Genomic DNA, 16,843 nt, shown 5'->3' on the forward strand with positions numbered 1-16,843 from the left:
CAGCAGGTGTCGTGGCCGAGCGCACAGGTGGCACAGGGCAGGGCGGCCCGGCCGGAGGTGCGCGTCGACATCGGCGCGCGCATGCGCGGCATGTGGAAATAAACAGCCGCGGGATAGCGCCATGTCGAAACCACCGGTCAGGGTCGCCATCGCGGGTGCGCTGGGCCGCATGGGCCGCGAGATGGCGGCGGCCGTGCAGGGCGACGCGCGGCTGGCGCTCGCCGCCCGCTTCCACCGGCCGGGCAGTATCGGCGAAGGGCTGGTGAGCCGCGACGAGGCGCTTGCCGTGGCCAACGTGGTCATCGACTTTACCACGCCGGCTGCCTCGGCTGATCTGGCCAGCATTTGCGCCGAACGCGGCGGGCCGGCCCTGGTCATCGGCTCAACGGGCTTCGATGCTGATGAATCGGCTGCGATCGCCGACGCCGCGAAAACAATTGCCATCGTGCGCTCCGGCAGCTTTTCGCTCGGGCTCAACATGTTGATCGGACTGGTCGAGCAGGCGGCGCGGGCACTCGATCCCGATGACTGGGACGTGGAGATTGTCGAGGCGCATCATCGCCACAAGGTCGATGCGCCATCGGGGACGGCGTTGATGCTGGGCCATGCCGCAGCCGGCGGACGCGGCATCGATCTGAAGACGGTCGCAAGGCGTGCACGCGATGGCACCATTGGCGCGCGGCCTCCCGGTGAGATCGGCTTTGCGGTGCTGCGTGGCGGCAGCATCATCGGCGAACACAGCGTGAGCTTCTGCGCCGACGGCGAGCTTGTGACCCTGTCGCATGCGGCCGGCGACCGCGTCATGTTCGCCCGTGGCGCCATCGCCGCCGCGCTCTGGCTCGAGGGACGCCCGCCAGGCGAATACGATATGCGCGACGTGCTGGGCCTGAACGGCTCATAGCAGGGCCGATTTGTCGCCCCGGGTGGATGTCCGGACCCATACCTCGTCCACGTTCTCCACCCTAAAAGATCGCCTGACGCGGCCAGACTGCTTCAAACCGAACCGTTCAGTTCGATTTCTGTTGACGCGCTGTGTAGCAGATGGTGAACGCCGGCCTGGTGAATGGTCGCAGCCGGTGATGAGTGTTTTCGGGTAAATATCTGATTTTAAATAGTTAAATTATGACCGCCGAGACCCTGTGTCAAATTTCAAGGCCTGGATTCGAGCCGCGGGGGAACATCTTCGTGATTGGAATCCGCGACAGGGCAAGCCCATCTCGGGGTGGTCCGAGCGACGCGAAATTCCTCCCAAGGGCAGCCACTAGACGGACATGACAAATACTGGAGTAATTAAAATGACCAAGATCGCTCTTACCGCCGCCGCCATCCTCGTTGCCACGGGCACCGCTTTTGCCGGCAGCGACAATTATGGCTCTTACAATGCCAACCAGCCGGTTGCGAACCAGTCCGTGTCCAACATCGACACCACGCACACCGGCTCGATCCCGAAGTCCGTGAAGACGCAGGGTGATGCCAATGCCAACGTGCCGGCTCAGTCGGGCCAAGGCATCTGGGGTCGTTGATTTTCTGAAGTCTGCGACCACAAAGAGCGGTGGGCTTTGCCCGCCGCTCTTGTTTTTATGCATGAGCAGGATTTCGGCCGACGGCGCCAGTGTCGGGCGCCGATCGTAAATCGAACCAACTGGTTCAATTTACGTCGACGAATCGTGAACGGATGGCGAGCGCTGGCTCGACGAACCGCCGCACCATGCGTCAGGTATCCCCTTATAAACGTTTGAGATCGATTGATAAAACAGGGTGAGCTCAACACCTTGGCCCACGTTCGAGGTCCGGATTTCGCGCGTGAGGGAACGTCTTCGTGATTGGAAGTCGGCGCACGAAAAACCCAGATCGAGGCTGTCCGAGCGACGCGAAATTCCTCCCAAGGGCACGCCACTGGACGGACAGGAACAGGAATACCGGAGTAAATAAAATGACCAGGATCGCTCTTACCGCCGCCGCCATCCTCGTTGCCACTGGCACCGCTTATGCCGGCAGCGACAACTATGGTTCGGACAATGTCAATCAGCCGGCCGTCACCTCGCACGCGGTCAATGTCGACCACAGTTACACGGCTTCGACCCACAGGCTGGTCAAGCGCGACCTCACGCTGAGGCCCGATTCGGTCCAGCCGGAATCCGGCCAGGGCAACTGGGGAAACTGACGGCTCAAGCGGGCGTGCGGTGGGCTTGGCCTGCCGCACCTGCCATGGACGCTAGCCCAGGTCCTTCGGCCGCAGGCCCAGGTCCTTCGGCCGCAGGCAATGTGTCAACCGGGCGGGGGACACGACGGACCAATCGCCTTCGAAGACCACCCGGGCCAGGGCTGCCGTCGGGAATTTCTCCTCAAGTCTCTTGAGCGCCTTGGCGTCTGACCCCGGCCCGGCAAGCTGTCTGGCCACAAGTTCCAGGCCCGGATTGTGGCCAATTACCAGCAAGCTGCCGCTTGAAGCGTCGGTTTGACCAATCTGGCTCAGAATGTCCGCCGCTGAAGCATCGTACAGCGCCTTGACGAATGCGATCCGGGGTGGCAAGGGCAGATCCGCCGCCACCAGCCGCCAGGTGTCGCGGCTGCGCAGTGCCGCCGACACCAGCGCCAGGTCCGGCAGCCAGCCGCGCGCCGCAAGCTCGCGTCCCATCAAGCACGCCGCCTTAACCCCGCGTTCGGCCAAAGGCCGGTCGAAATCATCGAGATCAGGGTCGTCCCAGCTCGATTTGGCGTGACGGAGGAGGAGTAGTTGTCTCATCGATGTCGGTCAGGACCAGGGAGACTGGTCAGACGAGTGCGGGCCTTTTGTTTGATCGCTTCAATGTCGAAGGGATCTAACGGGCCGCTTTCCAATCCTTCCAGCCAAGCTCTGCGCAGCCGGTCCGTTTCGGCCTGGCACCGAGTCTGATTTGGCGGTTCCAGGCTAAGTGCCGTTGTCATTCCCGATCTAGGTTCAAGGCGTAATGCGCGCCAGATGTTCGAGGTCGGTTTCTTCGCGCAGCGGGTCGGGGGCCATCACCACCGAAGTGCCGTTGTCGGCATCGTCGGCAAAGTGGGCAAGTACGGTGCGGCCGGCCTCCATGCGCGCCTTGCCCTCGGCGACCAGCCCCAATGCCAGCGGATAAAGCCGGTGCTCGGCCTTCAGCACGCGGGCTGCCAAAGTATCGGCGGTGTCGCCGACCATCACCGGTACGGCTGCCTGCGCGATGATCGGACCGTCATCCATCTCGGAGGTGACGAAGTGCACGGTGCAGCCATGAATGCGGATGCCGGCGGCCAGTGCGCGCACATGGGTGTCGAGCCCCTTGAAAGCCGGCAGCAGGGCAGGGTGGATGTTGATCATGCGGCCCTGCCATCTCTGGACGAAGCCGGGGGTGAGGATGCGCATATAGCCGGCCAGCGCCACGATCTCGGCGTTGAAGGCCGCGAGCGCCGCGTCTATTGCCGCGTCATGCGCCTGCTTGCTGCCATGGTCGGCACGCGAGACGACCTGCGTGGCGATGCCGCGCGCCCTGGCGATGCCGAGCCCGGCGGCATCCGCCTTGTCGGAAATGACACCGACGATCTCGGCCGGGAACGCCGGGTCGCTGGCCGCGGCAATCAGCGCGGTCATGTTGGAGCCGCGTCCCGAGATCAGGACAACGGTGCGTTTCCTCTGCGCGCTCATAGGCCGATCGAGCCCCGATAGATGACCCCGGCGTCGCGGCGCGGCACGATGCGGCCGATCGGCGTCACCGTCTCGCCGGCCTCCTGCAGCACGGCGGCGACCTGTGCTGCCTGGCCGGATGCGACGGCCAGAATCATGCCGATGCCGCAATTGAAAGTGCGCATCATCTCTTCCGGCGCCACGCCGCCGGTCTTGGCCAGCCACGAAAACACGGCAGGAACGTCGATCGCTTCGAGGTCGAGTTCGGCCGAAAAATCCTTGGGCAGCACGCGCGGGATGTTTTCCGGGAAGCCGCCGCCGGTGATGTGGGCGAGCGCCTTGATACCATGCGTGTTGCGGATCGCCTTGAGAATCGACTTGACGTAGATGCGGGTCGGCTCGAGCAGCGCCTCGGCCAGCGTGGCCTCGTCGGCGAACGGCGCCGGATCGCTCCACGACAGACCGCTGACGGCGACGATGCGGCGCACCAGCGAAAATCCGTTCGAATGCAGGCCCGAGGACGCCAGGCCCAGGAGCACATCGCCTTCGACGATGTCGTCGGTGGGCAAGAGCTGGCCGCGTTCGGCTGCGCCCACCGCAAAGCCGGCAAGGTCGTAGTCGTTGCCGTGATACATGCCGGGCATTTCGGCCGTTTCGCCGCCGATCAGCGCGCAGCCGGCCTGGCGGCAGCCCTCGGCAATGCCGCCGACGATCGCGGCACCCTGGTCGGGATCGAGCTTGCCGGTGGCGAAATAGTCGAGGAAGAACAGCGGTTCGGCACCTTGCACGACGATGTCGTTGACGCACATGGCGACGAGGTCGATGCCGATTGTGTCGTGCTTGCCGGCATCGATGGCGATCTTGAGCTTGGTGCCGACGCCGTCATTGGCCGCCACCAGCACCGGGTCGGTAAAGCCCGCGGCCTTGAGGTCGAACAGGCCTCCGAAACCGCCGATCTCGCCGTCGGCGCCCGGCCGGCGCGTCGCGCGCACCAGCGGCTTGATCTTCTCGACCATGAGATTGCCCGCGTCGATATCGACACCGGCCTCGGCATAGGTGAGCCCGTTCTTGCGCTTGTTCACGTCGCGCTTGCTCATTTCTGGTGCCCGTTCAACAATTTTCCTTGTCGCGGGCTCTTCGCATGAACGGTTTCTGTCCGCAAGGATAACGGCCATCTCGGCCCATAAAACCGTGGATGGCGCGCGCGTACAGGCGCTCGTGATTGGCGAAAGCCGGGCTGAAAGCCGCTCTCCCGTGCGGGAGATCGGCAGCTTCTCCCTTGTTGCCACCCGCCATCTTCATCATCTATCTCCGACCAAGAGGAGGTGCCAAGCATTTGACCATCCCCAACCTGATCACCATCCTGCGCCTTATCCTGGTGCCGGCGGTGGTGCTGGCGATGCTGCAGGCGCGCTGGGACTGGGCTTTTGCCGGGTTCCTCGTCGCCGGTATTTCCGACGGCGTCGACGGGTTCATCGCCCGCCGTTTCAACCAGCAATCCACCCTCGGCGCCTATCTCGACCCGGTGGCGGACAAGCTGCTGCTGGTTTCGGTGTTCGTTGTCATGAGCTTCATCGGGCAATTGCCGCTGTGGCTTGTCGTCATCATGGTGTCGCGCGACGCGTTGATCGTCTGCGCGGTGGTGTTGTCCGCCGTCATGACCCATCCGGTCGAGATGAAACCGTTGTTCGTGTCGAAGGCCAACACCGCGATCCAGATCGTGCTGGCCGCGCTTGTGCTGGGAGAACTTGCCCTTGCCGTTCACCTCGACCCGCTGAGGTCAGTTCTCATATTGCTGTCCGGGGTCTTGACCGTGGCTTCGGCCGCAGCCTATCTCGTGACTTGGCTGAGGCACATGAGCGGCTATGGCGAAGGCTCCACTCCGGACATCTGAGACAGAAGCGACAGCGATCGAGGCCGCGGCCGCCGACACCGCCGCGTCCGCGACCTTTCGCCGCCAGATCTTCTTCTGGCTGGCCGGTGCCGCGCTGCTGGCGCTTTTCCTCTATGTTTTCAGCGCCATCCTGCTGCCCTTCGTCGCCGGCATGGTGCTTGCCTATTTCCTCGATCCCGTTGCCGACCGGCTGCAGCGGCTCGGCCTGTCCCGTTTCATGGCGACGGTGGTCATCCTCATCACCTTTCTCATCGTGCTGGTGCTGGCCTTTGTCATCCTCATTCCGGTTCTGGCCACGCAGATGGCCGATTTCGCCGGCAAATTGCCGGAATATCTGACCCGGCTGCAAAGCCTGATCACCTCGTTCGATCCGAAATGGCTTGAACAGAAGTTCGGCGTCAACGCCAATAGCTTGCGCGACGGACTGAATTCGCTGCTGACCTCGGGCTTCGGTCTGATCACCACCGTCTTCACCTCACTGTGGAGTTCCGGCATGGCGCTGGTCTCGGTGGTCAGCCTGTTCGTGGTGACGCCGGTGGTCGCCTTCTACATGCTGCTCGACTGGGACCGCATGGTGGCGGTCATCGACGGTTGGGTGCCGCGCGACAACGTCGCGACCGTGCGCGCCATCGCGCGTGACATCAACACCGCCACAGCCGGCTTCGTGCGTGGCCAAGGCACGCTGTGCCTGGTGCTGGGCGCCATTTATGCCACCGGGCTGACGCTGACCGGACTGAATTTCGGCATCCTCATCGGCCTGTTCGCCGGGCTGATTTCCTTCATCCCCTATGTCGGCTCGCTGACCGGGCTGGTGCTGGCCGTCGGCGTCGCCTTCGTCCAGTTCTGGCCGGACTGGACGATGATCGTCGCCGTCGCGGTCGTGTTCTTCATCGGTCAGTTCATCGAGGGCAACATCCTGCAGCCGCGGCTGGTCGGCAAAAGCGTCGGCCTGCACCCGGTATGGCTGATGTTTTCGCTTTTTGCCTTCGGTGCGCTGTTCGGCTTCGTCGGCTTGTTGATCGCGGTGCCGGCTTCTGCGGCCGTCGCCGTGCTGGTGCGGTTCGCCATTGCCCGCTATCTCGAATCGCCGCTCTACAAGGGCCGCGGCGCGGCACCTGTGCCGCAGCTTCCGGCCGATCGCGGCGGCGGCCACCGCACGCAACCGCGTCGCTGAAGTGACTGCCCAGCCAACCGACCCGCCACGCCAGTTGCCGCTCGATCTCGGCCATGGCACCGGCTATTCGCGCGACGAACTCGTGGTCTCCGGCACCAACAACCAGGCGGTGGCGCTGGTCGACCGCTGGCCGGACTGGCCATCGCCGGTGGTGGTGCTGGCCGGTCCCGCGGGTTCGGGCAAGACGCATCTGGCCTCGATCTGGCGCGCGCGTGCCGATGCGGTGGCGGTCGACGCCAGGCGCATCGGCGACAGCATTGCCAATCTCGGCGCGCGGCCGGCACTGATCGACGATGTCGATACCGGCGCGGTCGATGAACAGGGCCTGTTCCATCTGATCAATGCGGTGCGTGGTGCCGGGTCGGCGCTGCTTCTGACGGCGCGCCGCTTCCCGTCCGCCTGGGGCGTCACGCTGCCTGATCTCGCCTCACGGCTGAAAGCGGCGGCGACAGTGGAAATTCATGAGCCCGACGATCTCCTGCTCGCCGGCGTCATCACAAAACTCTTCGCCGACCGTCAGATCGAGGTCGAACCGCATGTCGTGCAGTATCTGGTCCGCCGTATCGAGCGCTCGCTGGCGACAGCGATGCGCGTGGTTGAGCGGCTCGACCGGACCGCGCTCGAACGCAAGACCCCGATCACCAGGGCGCTGGCAGCCGAAACCGTCAACGCCATGGACGAAGGGCAGGGCGAATTCGAGATTTAGCCTGAGAGGCCAGTCTCAGAGCCACATTCTGGCGAAATGACGCACCGCGAGGTAGACGGCAGAGTGAGCGGCGATATAGCCGGCGGCGACCAGCACAAACATTCCGATACTGATACGCCAGGAGCGGGAGACGACAGCGCCTGGGGCCTGCCTCGCCTGTCTGCGGCTTTCACGGTTGTTCCACATCGCCAGTGCGGCGCAGGCAATTGCCCACGTCACCATGAACGGAACGGTGATGCCGGCATAGGCAAAGTAGGCCGGTCCGAAAAGCGACACCCAGGCATCGATTCCAAGCATCTGAACCCCTGTTTGCCGAACCGGCCCGCGGCTGCCGGATGCACGACCGGAGCCGGAGCAAGTGAGCATATGGCTGCGCCGGGCATTGGGCTGTGAGGGGATGGTCGGAGTGGAGAGATTCGAACTCCCGACCCTCTGGTCCCAAACCAGATGCGCTACCAGGCTGCGCTACACTCCGAACGGTCTGTTGCCTATTCATTTCGGTGGTGCATGGCAAGTGCAAAAACCTGCGAGAGCAAAAACCTTGCCGCCATGCGCATTGCGCAGTAATGACGGGCAAAGGGTGGCGATGCTGCCTTGCACAAGAACGAGGTGGCCATGTCCGCGCGCATTTTCAGCCCAGCCAAAACCGCGATGCAGTCCGGCAAGGCCAAGACCGGCCACTGGGTGCTGGAATTCGATCCCGAGTCGCGCAAGAAGATCGACCCGCTGATGGGCTATACGACGTCGGCAGACATGAGAAGCCAGATCAGGCTTAGCTTCGACACGCGGGAAGAGGCGGTGGCCTACGCCGAAAAGCAAGGGCTCGCTTTCCGCGTCGAAGAGCCGAAAGAGACCAAGCGCCGCCAGATTTCCTATGCGGAGAATTTCCGCTATGACCGCAGGACGCCCTGGACGCATTGAACGGCGCCCAGCGCCAGAATATCCAGCCGGTCCAAAGGCCGGCCAGCGGTCCCGTAGCTCAGCTGGATAGAGCACCGGCCTTCTAAGCCGATGGTCACAGGTTCGAATCCTGTCGGGATCGCCAAAGCCTTTCGGGTCCATTCCGGACACATAGGTCGCGGTTTATACCAGAGACATGGGCTTTCAGAGAGCGTCACCAGGCCTCGTGCGCTCAAACCGCCGCCGCCAGAAGCAGCGTTACCCCCAGGACCGTCGACGCATAGATCGTGGCTAGAAGCACGATCGGGCGAGGATATTCGGCGGGTGTCGCGAGGCCGGCAAAGTGGGGATTTCGAAATGTTTCGGTGCCGGGCGACGGGCCGTCGGCGGCAGCGGGAGTGTTGTCATTGCAAGCGAGCAGAGAAAGACGCTGGGCAATATCGGCGGCGATCAGAGGATCGTCCGCCACCAATTTCGACCAGTCCGAAACAATGCCGATTTCACCTTTGAACATCGCGCGCCTCCCGTTTGGGGTCTAACAGCGATATCTAAATTATGTTCCGCCGATAGTTTGACGAGGCGGACCGCTCTTGGTCCTTGCAACCTTCTGATCGATGAAAACCACGCCCGCTGCCTCCAACCCTCGACGGATGGCAGCCAGCTTGGCCGAACTCGGAATCCTTCGTCCGCTCTCGAAACTGCCGATCGTTCCTTCGCTAAGGCCGCACTTCGCGGCGAGTCGCACCTGCGACCATTTCAGCATCGCTCGTGCGGCTCTGCACTGCTGGGACGTAAGGGGCTGGATCCCTGAGACGGTGGAGCTTCGCGTGTTCACATCCTCAGATCCCTTCGCTTCGGCGGGAGATGGCTTTGCACCAGGTGCACCTTGTCCAGACCCACGGTGACCATTGTCCGAACGACACCGTGACCTTGTCGCCCTCGATCTGCGTAACGTCGCCGGATAATTCCATCGGCTGGCCCTCGGTCAGCTTGGTCGCTGGACCAATGACCGAATGCGGAAAATCGTAACCGGGGATCGACACGCTGACGCGGTCTTCCGTGACGCGCTTCAGCACCGTCGCCATGACCGCCACTTCGTCGCCGACCTTTATTGCCATGCTTCTGATTCTGGGGCGGCATCCGGCTGGCGTCAAGGATTAGCTATGCCTTATATAGCAAGTCACGGAATCACCTCTTTCCATCCAGGAACGCCACGACAGCGGTAAATACCGCAAGCTGTTCAGCTCTGTCATGGTGATGAGGGGATTTAGCGTGGCCGGGCAGTCGGCTGGGGGCCAGCGTATTATTTCGTTACTCTGCCTTTTCGGAACCTTCCCGCGCACGGCGCGTTCGGCCCGCTGTATTCGCGGACCCTCATATAAAAGTGGACAGGCGGGAGGCAAACAAGGGTGGGGAGGAGTGTTGCCATGTCGAAGCGAGAAATAGGCATATCTTCGGCTCTGGATCGGCGCATCGCCGACCTCAAGGCCAGGATGCAGGACGCCCGGATCACGGAATATGAAATGAAGACCTTTCAAAAAGTGGCTTCAGCCATGGGAGGCGACGGAGGCTCCCTACGCCTCGATGCCGACGACCTGATCGCGGCATCCTTTGTCGTCGATGCGCTGAGTGAGCCGACGCTCAACTGACGACGAGCGGTCTGGCTTCGCGCGCCGTTTTGCCCTTGCTCGGCCGGCAATTGGCCCACGCCTTCAAGCTCTGAAACAGGATGGCTGCTTTCCAGCGGCCGTCTTGTGGCGTCTGTCGCAAGTCATCGACAGGGCCGGCGGGTTGGTTCCGCCGCCCGATATCGAATTGGAGGGAAAGTCTTATCAATTTGTTGGGGTTGGTGCGTCATAGTAGCGACGGCTAACGGAGTTGAACGCGATGAAGCTCGATCTGTCGCCGACGAGCTGGGGCAGGGTGATCGCTGTCACGGCAGTCGGTACGGCATTCTTCATTGCCGTGGCGTTCTTCGTCGATTCCTTCAATTTTCCCTATCTTTCGCCCGAGGCCGTGTGGCGGGCGCAGATGACCGACCTGATGCTGCCTTTGGTGCTGGGCGGCTCCTTTTTGTTTTTCCTGATGTGGAAGATTCGCCAGCTGGCCATCGCGCAGCGCGATCTCAGCGTCATCGCCGCGACCGACAGCCTGACGGCGGTGCTGAACCGTGGCGCTTTCTCGATGCTGGTCGAAGCCTATCTCGAGCAGACCCGAAAGCAGGAGCAGACCCGTTCGGGCGCGCTGCTGATCATCGACGCCGACCACTTCAAGTCGATCAATGACCGCCTGGGCCATGACTGCGGCGACCAGGCGCTCAAACTGATAGCGCAGGCGATCAAAGGGCAACTGCGTGGCGGCGATATCGTCGGCCGCATCGGCGGCGAAGAATTCGGCGTGTTTCTGCCCGGCGTGGATCCCTCGCAATCCTGGATGGTTGCCGAAAGCATCCGCCGGCGTATCAGGGAGATGGAATTCTCACCCGGCGGCAGGCCTTGTCCGCTTTCCGTCAGCATCGGCGGCACAAGCTTTACCGGCCCGATCACCTACGAGGAAATCTTCTCCGCTGCCGACAAAAGGCTTTACACGGCCAAGTCGAACGGACGCGATCAAGTCAGCTTCGATCCGGCCGGAACGTCTCCGGCGCCTCCGCCGGGGGTCGCCACCGTGCATTGACGGCATAAACTTGCGGATGGCTGATCGGGAAGCTCTCGAAATCGACGCAGGCCGCTTTCTCGACGCTTCAATGCTTACAGTCATATGCCGGGATTCCGATCTTTATGGATAGCATGCCGGCTCGATAGGCCATGGACTGCAACCGCTTACCGGTATACTCCCCCCGCGTTGGCGATGTTTCGTTGTCGGCAGAAACGGTTCTCACTCCTGAGTTTCCAAGGGTTACGGCCGACGTGCGATCATGATTTTTCACGCCGGCGAACAATGGCGGAAACGGTCAGGTAAGCACAGCTATTATGATCCATTTGTTCAACGGCTTTCAGGATCCTTTCGGTGGCAGTGACCTCAAGACTTTGGAACTCCATCGGCTGTTGAGCGCCGATTCGGAGGTGCGCCTTTGGGCTGCGTCATCGCGCGCTTCAGATGAATTAATGCGGCAATTCCCGATACGTCGTATTTCCCCGCTTACGCGAAAAGTTCCGGATGGCGGCACTTACGTTTTTCTCGGAGCGCATTGGCGCAACAAGGTGTGGCCTTACCTGATCCCGCGGCCGCGCCGGCTGATTTACGACTTCAACACCCTTCATCCGAAGGTTCTCAACCTCACCACGCGCATGCCTCGGAGCTTGGGATGGCCCGCCGCCGAGATAGTGCTTGTTTCCGACTTTCAGAAGCGATTGCTCCAAATCGACGGCACGGTGCACCCCTCTCCGATCGAGATCGAACGTTTTTCACCACGGCGTCTGGATTCGGATCGTCCGTTCACCGTCGGACGCTTGAGCCGCGATGGGCCGGGCAAACATCATCCCGATGACATACCCCTTTACGAGACATTGCTGGCCGAAGGTACAGCCTTGCGGATTCAGGGAGGGACAGGGCTCAACGGCAGCCTCATGCCGCATCCGCAACTCGAGCTGTTGCCACCCGGCCAATTTATCGCCGAAGCGTTTCTGCAGACGCTCGACGTGTTTTATTATCGCACCGGTTGGCATGTCGAAACCTTCGGTCGCGTCGTGTTCGAGGCGATGGCCTGCGGGTTGCCCGTGGTCTGCCATTCATATGGAGGCTATTCCGACCATATCAGGCATGGCGAAAACGGTTTCTTGTTCGAAACGACGCAGCAGGCGGCGCGGATCCTGGCCGATCTCAAAGCCGATCCGGCGCTGCGGGCGGCAGTGGGCCTCAAGGCCCGGCAGACCGTCGAGCAGCTGTTTTCGCCGCAGGCACTGCGACAAAGGCTGGATTTCTATCTGCGTTAGCGCCCTTGGGCAGTGCTTGACGCAACAACATGCCTGGCTGTCTGTCATCGGTCTCGGCATCGCGCTAAAGCAGGCACGCAAAGCGGACCATTGGGGCTGACAGGCAGCGGCGCGCCACAGACTGGGCAGGACTTCTATCGATGACATTGATGGGCGCGGCGGCACTGCTGATCCTGATCCTGACTTACGCCGGTGTTGCCATCGGCCGCATCCCCGGCCTGCGCCTCGACCGGGCGGGGATCGCGCTTCTCGGCGGGGCCGCGATGATCGCCATCGGCGCGCTCAGCATGGAGGATGCCTACCGGGCGATCAATTTCGACACCATCACGCTTCTGCTCGGCATGATGATCGTGGTGGCGCATCTGAAAGTGTCGGGCGCCTTTCGCGGCCTTGGCGCCATCGCCATCGAGCACGCGCACGCGCCCTTGATGCTTTTGGTGATGGTGACGCTGCTGACCGGCGTGTTGTCGGCCTTTCTGGTCAACGACGCCATCTGCCTCGTCATGGCGCCGATCGTCGTCCATGTCACCCGTGTGATCAAGCGCAACCCGATCCCTTATCTGATCGCCACCGCCACCGCGTCGAATTGCGGCAGCGTCGCCACCATCACCGGCAATCCGCAAAACATGGTCATCGGCGCGCTGTCGGGCATTTCCTATCCGGCCTTTTCGGCAGCGCTGGCTCCGGTCGCCCTGTTCGGCCTCGTCGCGGCCGTTGTCATCATCCGCATCGTCTACCGGGCCGAATTTGCCCGCACGGTCCAACTGACGCCCGAAGTCTCGCGTGGCCGCATGCACAAGGGGCAGGTGCTGAAGGCGGTGGTGGTCTGCATCGGACTGGCAATCGCCTTCTTCGCCGGCGTGCCCGTCGCCAAGGCCGCACTCATCGGCGGCGCCATCCTCTTGCTCACCCGGGCGATCAAGCCGGAACGCATCTACCGCGAGATCGACGGTCCGCTGCTGTTCATGTTCGCCGGTCTGTTCGTTGTGGTCGCCGGCGCCGAAAAGACGCTTCTTTCGCCCGACATGATCGCCTCGGCCAAGAACCTCGGGCTGGGCGACGTCTGGCGCCTGTCCGGTTTCACCGCGGTGCTCTCCAACATCATGAGCAATGTCCCGGCCGTGCTGGCGCTTCGGCCCTTCATACCGGGCCTCGAAAATCCCGAGCGCGCCTGGCTGGTCGTCGCCATGAGTTCGACGCTGGCCGGCAATTTCACGCTGCTGGGTTCGGTCGCCAATCTGATCGTCGCCGAACAGGCACGCGCCGCCGGCACGACGCTGTCGTTCGGCGCTTTTTTCAAGGTCGGCTTGCCGTTGACGCTGATAACGCTGGCCGCCGGTACGGCATGGCTGGCTTTCGGGTTCTAGACCGGGCTGCCTGAAATTCGCGCCCGCACCAGCGTCGCCGCGGCGCGGCCGGCGGCCTCGATGTAATCGGGGTTGCGGTGGATCAGCATGATCGAAAAGCAGCCGTCGATCAAAAGCACGATCTCGCGTGCCAAGGCGGGCGGCTCGCCGATGCCATGGTCCGACAAGGCGCCGGCCAGCCATGTTTCGAAATTCAGCTTGTGCCGCGCGCCGACCTTGACCGCCGGATGTCCGGGCATCGAGGCGAGTTCGGCGGCCGTGCGCAGGAAGCCGCATCCTTTCCATTTCGGGTGACGAGCGGACCTCGCCAGATTGGTGAAGATCGCCTCGACCTTGCGATCCGCGCCGCCTTCGGCAGCATCGAACCAGCCAGCCATCCGCTTCAGATTGGGTTGGTCGCGGCCATCGAGATAGGCGGCGATGAGGTCGTCCTTGCTCTTGAAATGGTAGTAGAGCGTGCGCTTGGTGAGACCCGCTTCCTCGGCGACGGCATCGACGCTGACGCGACCGATTCCTTCGGCATAGAAGAGCCTGGTCGCGGCATCGACAATGCGTTTGCGGGTAGGACTTTGCGTGTCAGGCATGAGCTTAGGTATACCGACTAGTGAATATACACAAGCGGAAAGAGGCATAGTCTTCCGGTCATCAGCATGATGAAGAAGGAAGAGCCAATGACCGATCTTGTCCTTAACGAAACCCGGGATGGGATTGCCATCCTCACCCTCAACCGGCCGGAGAAGCTGAACGCGTTGAACTATGCCCTGATCGATCGCCTGCTTGCGATCCTCGACGACATTGACGTCGATGACAGCGTCCGCGCAATCATTCTGACCGGAGCAGGGGAGCGGGCGTTTTCGGCCGGCGGCGACATTCATGAGTTCTCGGCCAGCGTGGCGGTCGGCGTCGATGTCGCGATGCGTGATTTCGTCATGCGCGGGCAACGGCTGACGGCAAGGCTGGAAGCGTTTCGCAAGCCCATCATCGCTGCCGTCAACGGCATTGCCTTTGGTGGCGGTTGCGAAATCACCGAGGCGGTGCCGCTGGCCATCGCCAGCGACCGCGCTTTGTTCGCCAAGCCGGAAATCAGCCTTGCAATGCCGCCGACCTTTGGCGGAACACAGCGTCTGCCGAGGCTCGCCGGGCGCAAGCGGGCGCTCGAACTGCTGTTGACCGGCGACTGGTTTGCGCCGCCGCGTGCGCTTGAGCTGGGTCTCGTCAACGAGGTTGTGCCGCATGCCGAGTTGATGCCGGCCGCAATCGGCTTGGCCAGGCGTATCCTGCGGCACTCCGATCTGGCGATCGCCAGCATCCTCACGGCAGTGGCGCGCGGCCTCAACCAGAGCATCGCCGAAGGCTTGGCTGTCGAGGCCGAGCAGTTCGCCCGCATGGCCCCGACCGCCGATCTGCGCGAAGGGCTGAATGCCTGGATTGCACGCCGCGAGCCGGGCTATGACGGCTCGTGGACGCATATCGCGCGCCCCGACGAGGCCAGGCGAGCCTCGTTGGCGCTGGATCAGGGCGCCACCACCAAACGGCCTTTCATGTTGGGGTGAAAGCGGCAGAAATAGTCGACCGGTCCCGCGGCCTTCAATGTCAGGCTTGCGGATTTCTTCGGCGGGATCATCACTTCCCAGCCGCCTTTCACGGTGGCCGTGTGGGCGAACACATCCTTGTTCACCCACTCGATCGTGTCGCCGACCTTGGCCTCGACGGTGGCTGGCGAGAACACCAGCCTGTCGATGATGACCTGGATGGTTTCTGCTCGCGCCGGAACGGTACCGACGGCCAGCGCCAACGCAATCCACAGATGGCGTTTCGGCATGCTCCGGGTCCTTACTTGAGCATGCCGGCGACGTGCTCGGCGTGCTGCTCATGGCCCTGGAAAATCTTCAGGCCGGTTTCCAGCAGGCTCTTCAGTTCGGCATTCTGCGCCGACGGGATCAAAAGGGTTTCGAGCGCGCCGTTGACCTGCTTGTGGTAGGCGACCTCATTGTCGACATAGGCCTTGTCGAAGGCAGCGCCGTCGAGTTTGGCAAGCTTGGCCCGCTCCTCCGCCGCAGCTTTGGTCAGCGCCTGGCTGGTGGCGTTGTCTTCCGGCGTGACCTTGAGCTTCTTCACCAGGTCGAGCGCCTGAACATTTACAGCCTCGTGATCCCGGACCATGTCCTTGGCGAAATCGACAACCTCCTTGTTCTTCGATTTCTCGATCGCCAGCTTGGCCGCTTCGACGTCGATGACCCCGGCCGTGTAGGCGATGTGGGCGATCTGCGGATCGGTCGGCTTGTCGGCGGCTTGTGCGAACGGGGACGCGCCAAGCAGCAGCAGGGCGGCGAGCGCGGCAGTGTGTCGGATAGACATGGCATCTCCTTCGTCCGGACGCTGAAAATCGCGCCGGACTGTGTTTTTCGGTTGACGGTCATTGGATGCTGGTCGGCGGCAAACGTTCCCGCCAAAATCAACTGAATCCGGTGAGGGTCAGCTTTCCAGCCCTAGCCGCCGCATCACTGCGCTAGTCAGTCGTTCGCAACGCCGGCCGGCGAAGGGGAAGGCATCGAGCAGCACCGGTCCGATCTGGTCGTCCAGCGCTTTGCGTACCAGGGCGCGCGCGCGGTGCAGCCTTGTCTTGACGGTTTGCGGCCGCACGCCGAGGAGATCGGCGGTCTCCTCGATGCTCAGCCCCTCGATCACCCGCGCCACGAACACCGTCCGGTAGACGTCGGGAAGGCTGTCGGTGGCCTGTTCGACCAGTTGGAGGATCTGCCTTTGCGCCATCGTCCGTTCCGGATCGTCGCTGGGGTTGAGAGGGAACCGGATGATCTCGGCTTGCGGATTTTCCGGCAGTGCCACCGTTCTGCGCCTTTTGCGCAGGCGGCCAAGCGCCTCGTTGATGACGATGCGCGACAGCCATGTGGCGAGCGAGGAGTCGCCGCGAAACGCATCGAGATGGGCGAAAGCCTTGACGTAGGCCTCCTGCACGATGTCCTCGGCCTCGCTGTCATTGCGCACGACGCCACGCGCGATCCGGTAGAGCCGCTGATTGTGTGTCTTGATGATGGTGCGGAAGGCATCGCCGTCGCGCGCCAAGGCGCGGCGCACAAGCTGCATCTCGCCTGGCACAGCAGAAGGCACGGCCGTCAAGACAGCAGGCATGGCCAGTTTCCTCAACCCAATCTCCGGACCGAACCTCGATTGAGAGATTGGACGCTGTCGCCGGCAAAAGGTTCCCGAAGACT

General features: G+C 62.6%; 24 protein-coding genes and 2 tRNA genes. 13 read left to right on the top strand and 13 right to left on the bottom strand.

The genetic code is table 11. From position 1 onward, the window contains the following. Nucleotides 1–121 precede the first annotated feature (121 nt). From dapB to NKK51_RS27765, 3 genes are all read left to right on the top strand, one after another. Entirely contained in the window at nt 122–901 is a 780-nt protein-coding gene (dapB, locus tag NKK51_RS27755; RefSeq protein WP_352555334.1) for a 4-hydroxy-tetrahydrodipicolinate reductase, read from the top strand. A 394-nt stretch (nt 902–1,295) separates the two neighbouring features. Next, on the top strand, nt 1,296–1,523 hold the full coding sequence (locus tag NKK51_RS27760; protein WP_023812599.1) for a DUF680 domain-containing protein: 228 nt from the start codon (nt 1,296–1,298) through the stop codon (nt 1,521–1,523). A 410-nt stretch (nt 1,524–1,933) separates the two neighbouring features. Next, nucleotides 1,934–2,164 (top strand): DUF680 domain-containing protein, encoded by a 231-nt coding sequence (locus tag NKK51_RS27765; protein WP_352555336.1) that lies wholly within the window; start codon nt 1,934–1,936, stop codon nt 2,162–2,164. Nucleotides 2,165–2,215: 51 nt separating this feature from the next. Here the strand turns inward: NKK51_RS27765 and NKK51_RS27770 are convergent, their stop codons facing one another. The 4 genes from NKK51_RS27770 to NKK51_RS27785 all read right to left on the bottom strand — a co-directional run bounded on the left by NKK51_RS27770 (nt 2,216) and on the right by NKK51_RS27785 (nt 4,939). Next, entirely contained in the window at nt 2,216–2,746 is a 531-nt protein-coding gene (locus NKK51_RS27770; RefSeq protein ID WP_352555337.1) for a SixA phosphatase family protein, read from the bottom strand. Nucleotides 2,747–2,941: 195 nt separating this feature from the next. After that, the gene (gene purN, locus NKK51_RS27775; RefSeq protein WP_352555339.1) at nt 2,942–3,655 is read right to left on the bottom strand and encodes a phosphoribosylglycinamide formyltransferase; all 714 of its coding nucleotides are present in this window, start codon (nt 3,653–3,655) and stop codon (nt 2,942–2,944) included. Continuing rightward, complete coding sequence (purM, locus tag NKK51_RS27780) at nt 3,652–4,731, bottom strand: phosphoribosylformylglycinamidine cyclo-ligase (protein WP_352555341.1); 1,080 nt, start codon at nt 4,729–4,731, stop codon at nt 3,652–3,654. The genes purN and purM overlap by 4 nt, the downstream gene beginning before the upstream one ends. Before the next feature lie 13 nt (nt 4,732–4,744). After that, complete coding sequence (locus NKK51_RS27785) at nt 4,745–4,939, bottom strand: hypothetical protein (RefSeq protein WP_352555343.1); 195 nt, start codon at nt 4,937–4,939, stop codon at nt 4,745–4,747. A 31-nt stretch (nt 4,940–4,970) separates the two neighbouring features. Here NKK51_RS27785 and NKK51_RS27790 point away from each other — a divergent pair, with 31 nt between their 5' ends. Genes NKK51_RS27790 through hdaA form a run of 3 tightly spaced genes read left to right on the top strand, consistent with a single transcriptional unit; the run spans nt 4,971 to nt 7,408 of the window. Next, entirely contained in the window at nt 4,971–5,528 is a 558-nt protein-coding gene (locus tag NKK51_RS27790; protein WP_023812594.1) for a CDP-alcohol phosphatidyltransferase family protein, read from the top strand. After that, nucleotides 5,500–6,702, top strand: a complete 1,203-nt coding sequence (locus NKK51_RS27795) for an AI-2E family transporter (RefSeq protein ID WP_352555345.1) — start codon at nt 5,500–5,502, stop codon at nt 6,700–6,702. Before NKK51_RS27790 ends, NKK51_RS27795 begins: the two co-directional genes overlap by 29 nt. A 1-nt stretch (nt 6,703) precedes the next feature. Then, on the top strand, nt 6,704–7,408 hold the full coding sequence (hdaA, locus tag NKK51_RS27800; protein ID WP_352555346.1) for a DnaA regulatory inactivator HdaA: 705 nt from the start codon (nt 6,704–6,706) through the stop codon (nt 7,406–7,408). A gap of 15 nt (nt 7,409–7,423) precedes the next feature. Here hdaA and NKK51_RS27805 read toward each other — a convergent pair whose 3' ends face one another. Further along, nucleotides 7,424–7,705 (bottom strand): hypothetical protein, encoded by a 282-nt coding sequence (locus NKK51_RS27805; protein WP_023812591.1) that lies wholly within the window; start codon nt 7,703–7,705, stop codon nt 7,424–7,426. Between the two features lie 101 nt (nt 7,706–7,806). Beyond that, nucleotides 7,807–7,883, bottom strand: a tRNA-Pro gene (locus NKK51_RS27810). A 140-nt stretch (nt 7,884–8,023) separates the two neighbouring features. Here NKK51_RS27810 and NKK51_RS27815 point away from each other — a divergent pair. Together NKK51_RS27815 and NKK51_RS27820 are read left to right on the top strand one after the other, a co-directional pair. After that, on the top strand, nt 8,024–8,329 hold the full coding sequence (locus NKK51_RS27815; protein ID WP_127260675.1) for an ETC complex I subunit: 306 nt from the start codon (nt 8,024–8,026) through the stop codon (nt 8,327–8,329). A 47-nt stretch (nt 8,330–8,376) separates the two neighbouring features. Next, nucleotides 8,377–8,453: transfer RNA gene (locus NKK51_RS27820), tRNA-Arg, on the top strand. A gap of 87 nt (nt 8,454–8,540) precedes the next feature. Here the strand turns inward: NKK51_RS27820 and NKK51_RS27825 are convergent. The 3 genes from NKK51_RS27825 to NKK51_RS27835 are packed head-to-tail and all read right to left on the bottom strand — an operon-like array spanning nt 8,541 to nt 9,426. Next, nucleotides 8,541–8,822, bottom strand: a complete 282-nt coding sequence (locus NKK51_RS27825) for a hypothetical protein (RefSeq protein ID WP_023812589.1) — start codon at nt 8,820–8,822, stop codon at nt 8,541–8,543. Between the two features lie 39 nt (nt 8,823–8,861). Further along, nucleotides 8,862–9,143, bottom strand: a complete 282-nt coding sequence (locus NKK51_RS27830; protein WP_031213538.1) for a helix-turn-helix domain-containing protein — start codon at nt 9,141–9,143, stop codon at nt 8,862–8,864. Between the two features lie 4 nt (nt 9,144–9,147). Further along, on the bottom strand, nt 9,148–9,426 hold the full coding sequence (locus NKK51_RS27835) for a hypothetical protein (protein WP_352555348.1): 279 nt from the start codon (nt 9,424–9,426) through the stop codon (nt 9,148–9,150). 309 nt (nt 9,427–9,735) lie between these two features. Between NKK51_RS27835 and NKK51_RS27840 the strand changes: the two genes are divergently transcribed. From NKK51_RS27840 to NKK51_RS27855, 4 genes are all read left to right on the top strand, one after another. Continuing rightward, a complete protein-coding gene (locus NKK51_RS27840) occupies nt 9,736–9,957 on the top strand; it encodes a hypothetical protein (protein ID WP_023814103.1) in 222 nt (73 codons plus the stop codon). A 238-nt stretch (nt 9,958–10,195) separates the two neighbouring features. Then, a complete protein-coding gene (locus NKK51_RS27845; protein ID WP_352555350.1) occupies nt 10,196–10,984 on the top strand; it encodes a GGDEF domain-containing protein in 789 nt (262 codons plus the stop codon). Between the two features lie 296 nt (nt 10,985–11,280). Next, a complete protein-coding gene (locus tag NKK51_RS27850) occupies nt 11,281–12,243 on the top strand; it encodes a glycosyltransferase family 4 protein (RefSeq protein ID WP_352555352.1) in 963 nt (320 codons plus the stop codon). A 140-nt stretch (nt 12,244–12,383) separates the two neighbouring features. Further along, complete coding sequence (locus tag NKK51_RS27855) at nt 12,384–13,610, top strand: anion transporter (protein ID WP_352555354.1); 1,227 nt, start codon at nt 12,384–12,386, stop codon at nt 13,608–13,610. Here the strand turns inward: NKK51_RS27855 and NKK51_RS27860 are convergent. Further along, nucleotides 13,607–14,194 carry a TetR/AcrR family transcriptional regulator gene (locus tag NKK51_RS27860; protein ID WP_352555356.1) on the bottom strand — a complete coding sequence of 196 codons (588 nt, stop codon included), beginning with the start codon at nt 14,192–14,194 and terminating at the stop codon, nt 13,607–13,609. The genes NKK51_RS27855 and NKK51_RS27860 overlap by 4 nt on opposite strands. Before the next feature lie 87 nt (nt 14,195–14,281). On the opposite strand from NKK51_RS27860, the gene NKK51_RS27865 reads away from it, so the two are divergent. Further along, nucleotides 14,282–15,163, top strand: coding sequence for a crotonase/enoyl-CoA hydratase family protein (locus tag NKK51_RS27865; protein WP_352555358.1), 882 nt, complete (start codon nt 14,282–14,284; stop codon nt 15,161–15,163). Here the strand turns inward: NKK51_RS27865 and NKK51_RS27870 are convergent. The 3 genes from NKK51_RS27870 to NKK51_RS27880 all read right to left on the bottom strand — a co-directional run bounded on the left by NKK51_RS27870 (nt 15,124) and on the right by NKK51_RS27880 (nt 16,760). Beyond that, complete coding sequence (locus tag NKK51_RS27870) at nt 15,124–15,432, bottom strand: cupredoxin domain-containing protein (RefSeq protein WP_352555360.1); 309 nt, start codon at nt 15,430–15,432, stop codon at nt 15,124–15,126. The two genes, NKK51_RS27865 and NKK51_RS27870, sit on opposite strands and share 40 nt — an antisense overlap. Nucleotides 15,433–15,443: 11 nt before the next feature. Then, a complete protein-coding gene (locus NKK51_RS27875; RefSeq protein ID WP_352555362.1) occupies nt 15,444–15,968 on the bottom strand; it encodes a DUF4142 domain-containing protein in 525 nt (174 codons plus the stop codon). A 117-nt stretch (nt 15,969–16,085) separates the two neighbouring features. Then, nucleotides 16,086–16,760 carry an RNA polymerase sigma factor gene (locus NKK51_RS27880; protein ID WP_127289128.1) on the bottom strand — a complete coding sequence of 225 codons (675 nt, stop codon included), beginning with the start codon at nt 16,758–16,760 and terminating at the stop codon, nt 16,086–16,088. Between the last annotated feature and the right edge of the window lie 83 nt (nt 16,761–16,843).

This window comes from Mesorhizobium sp. M0011, assembly GCF_040324155.1.
In the GTDB taxonomy this organism is placed as follows: Bacteria; Pseudomonadota; Alphaproteobacteria; order Rhizobiales; family Rhizobiaceae; genus Mesorhizobium.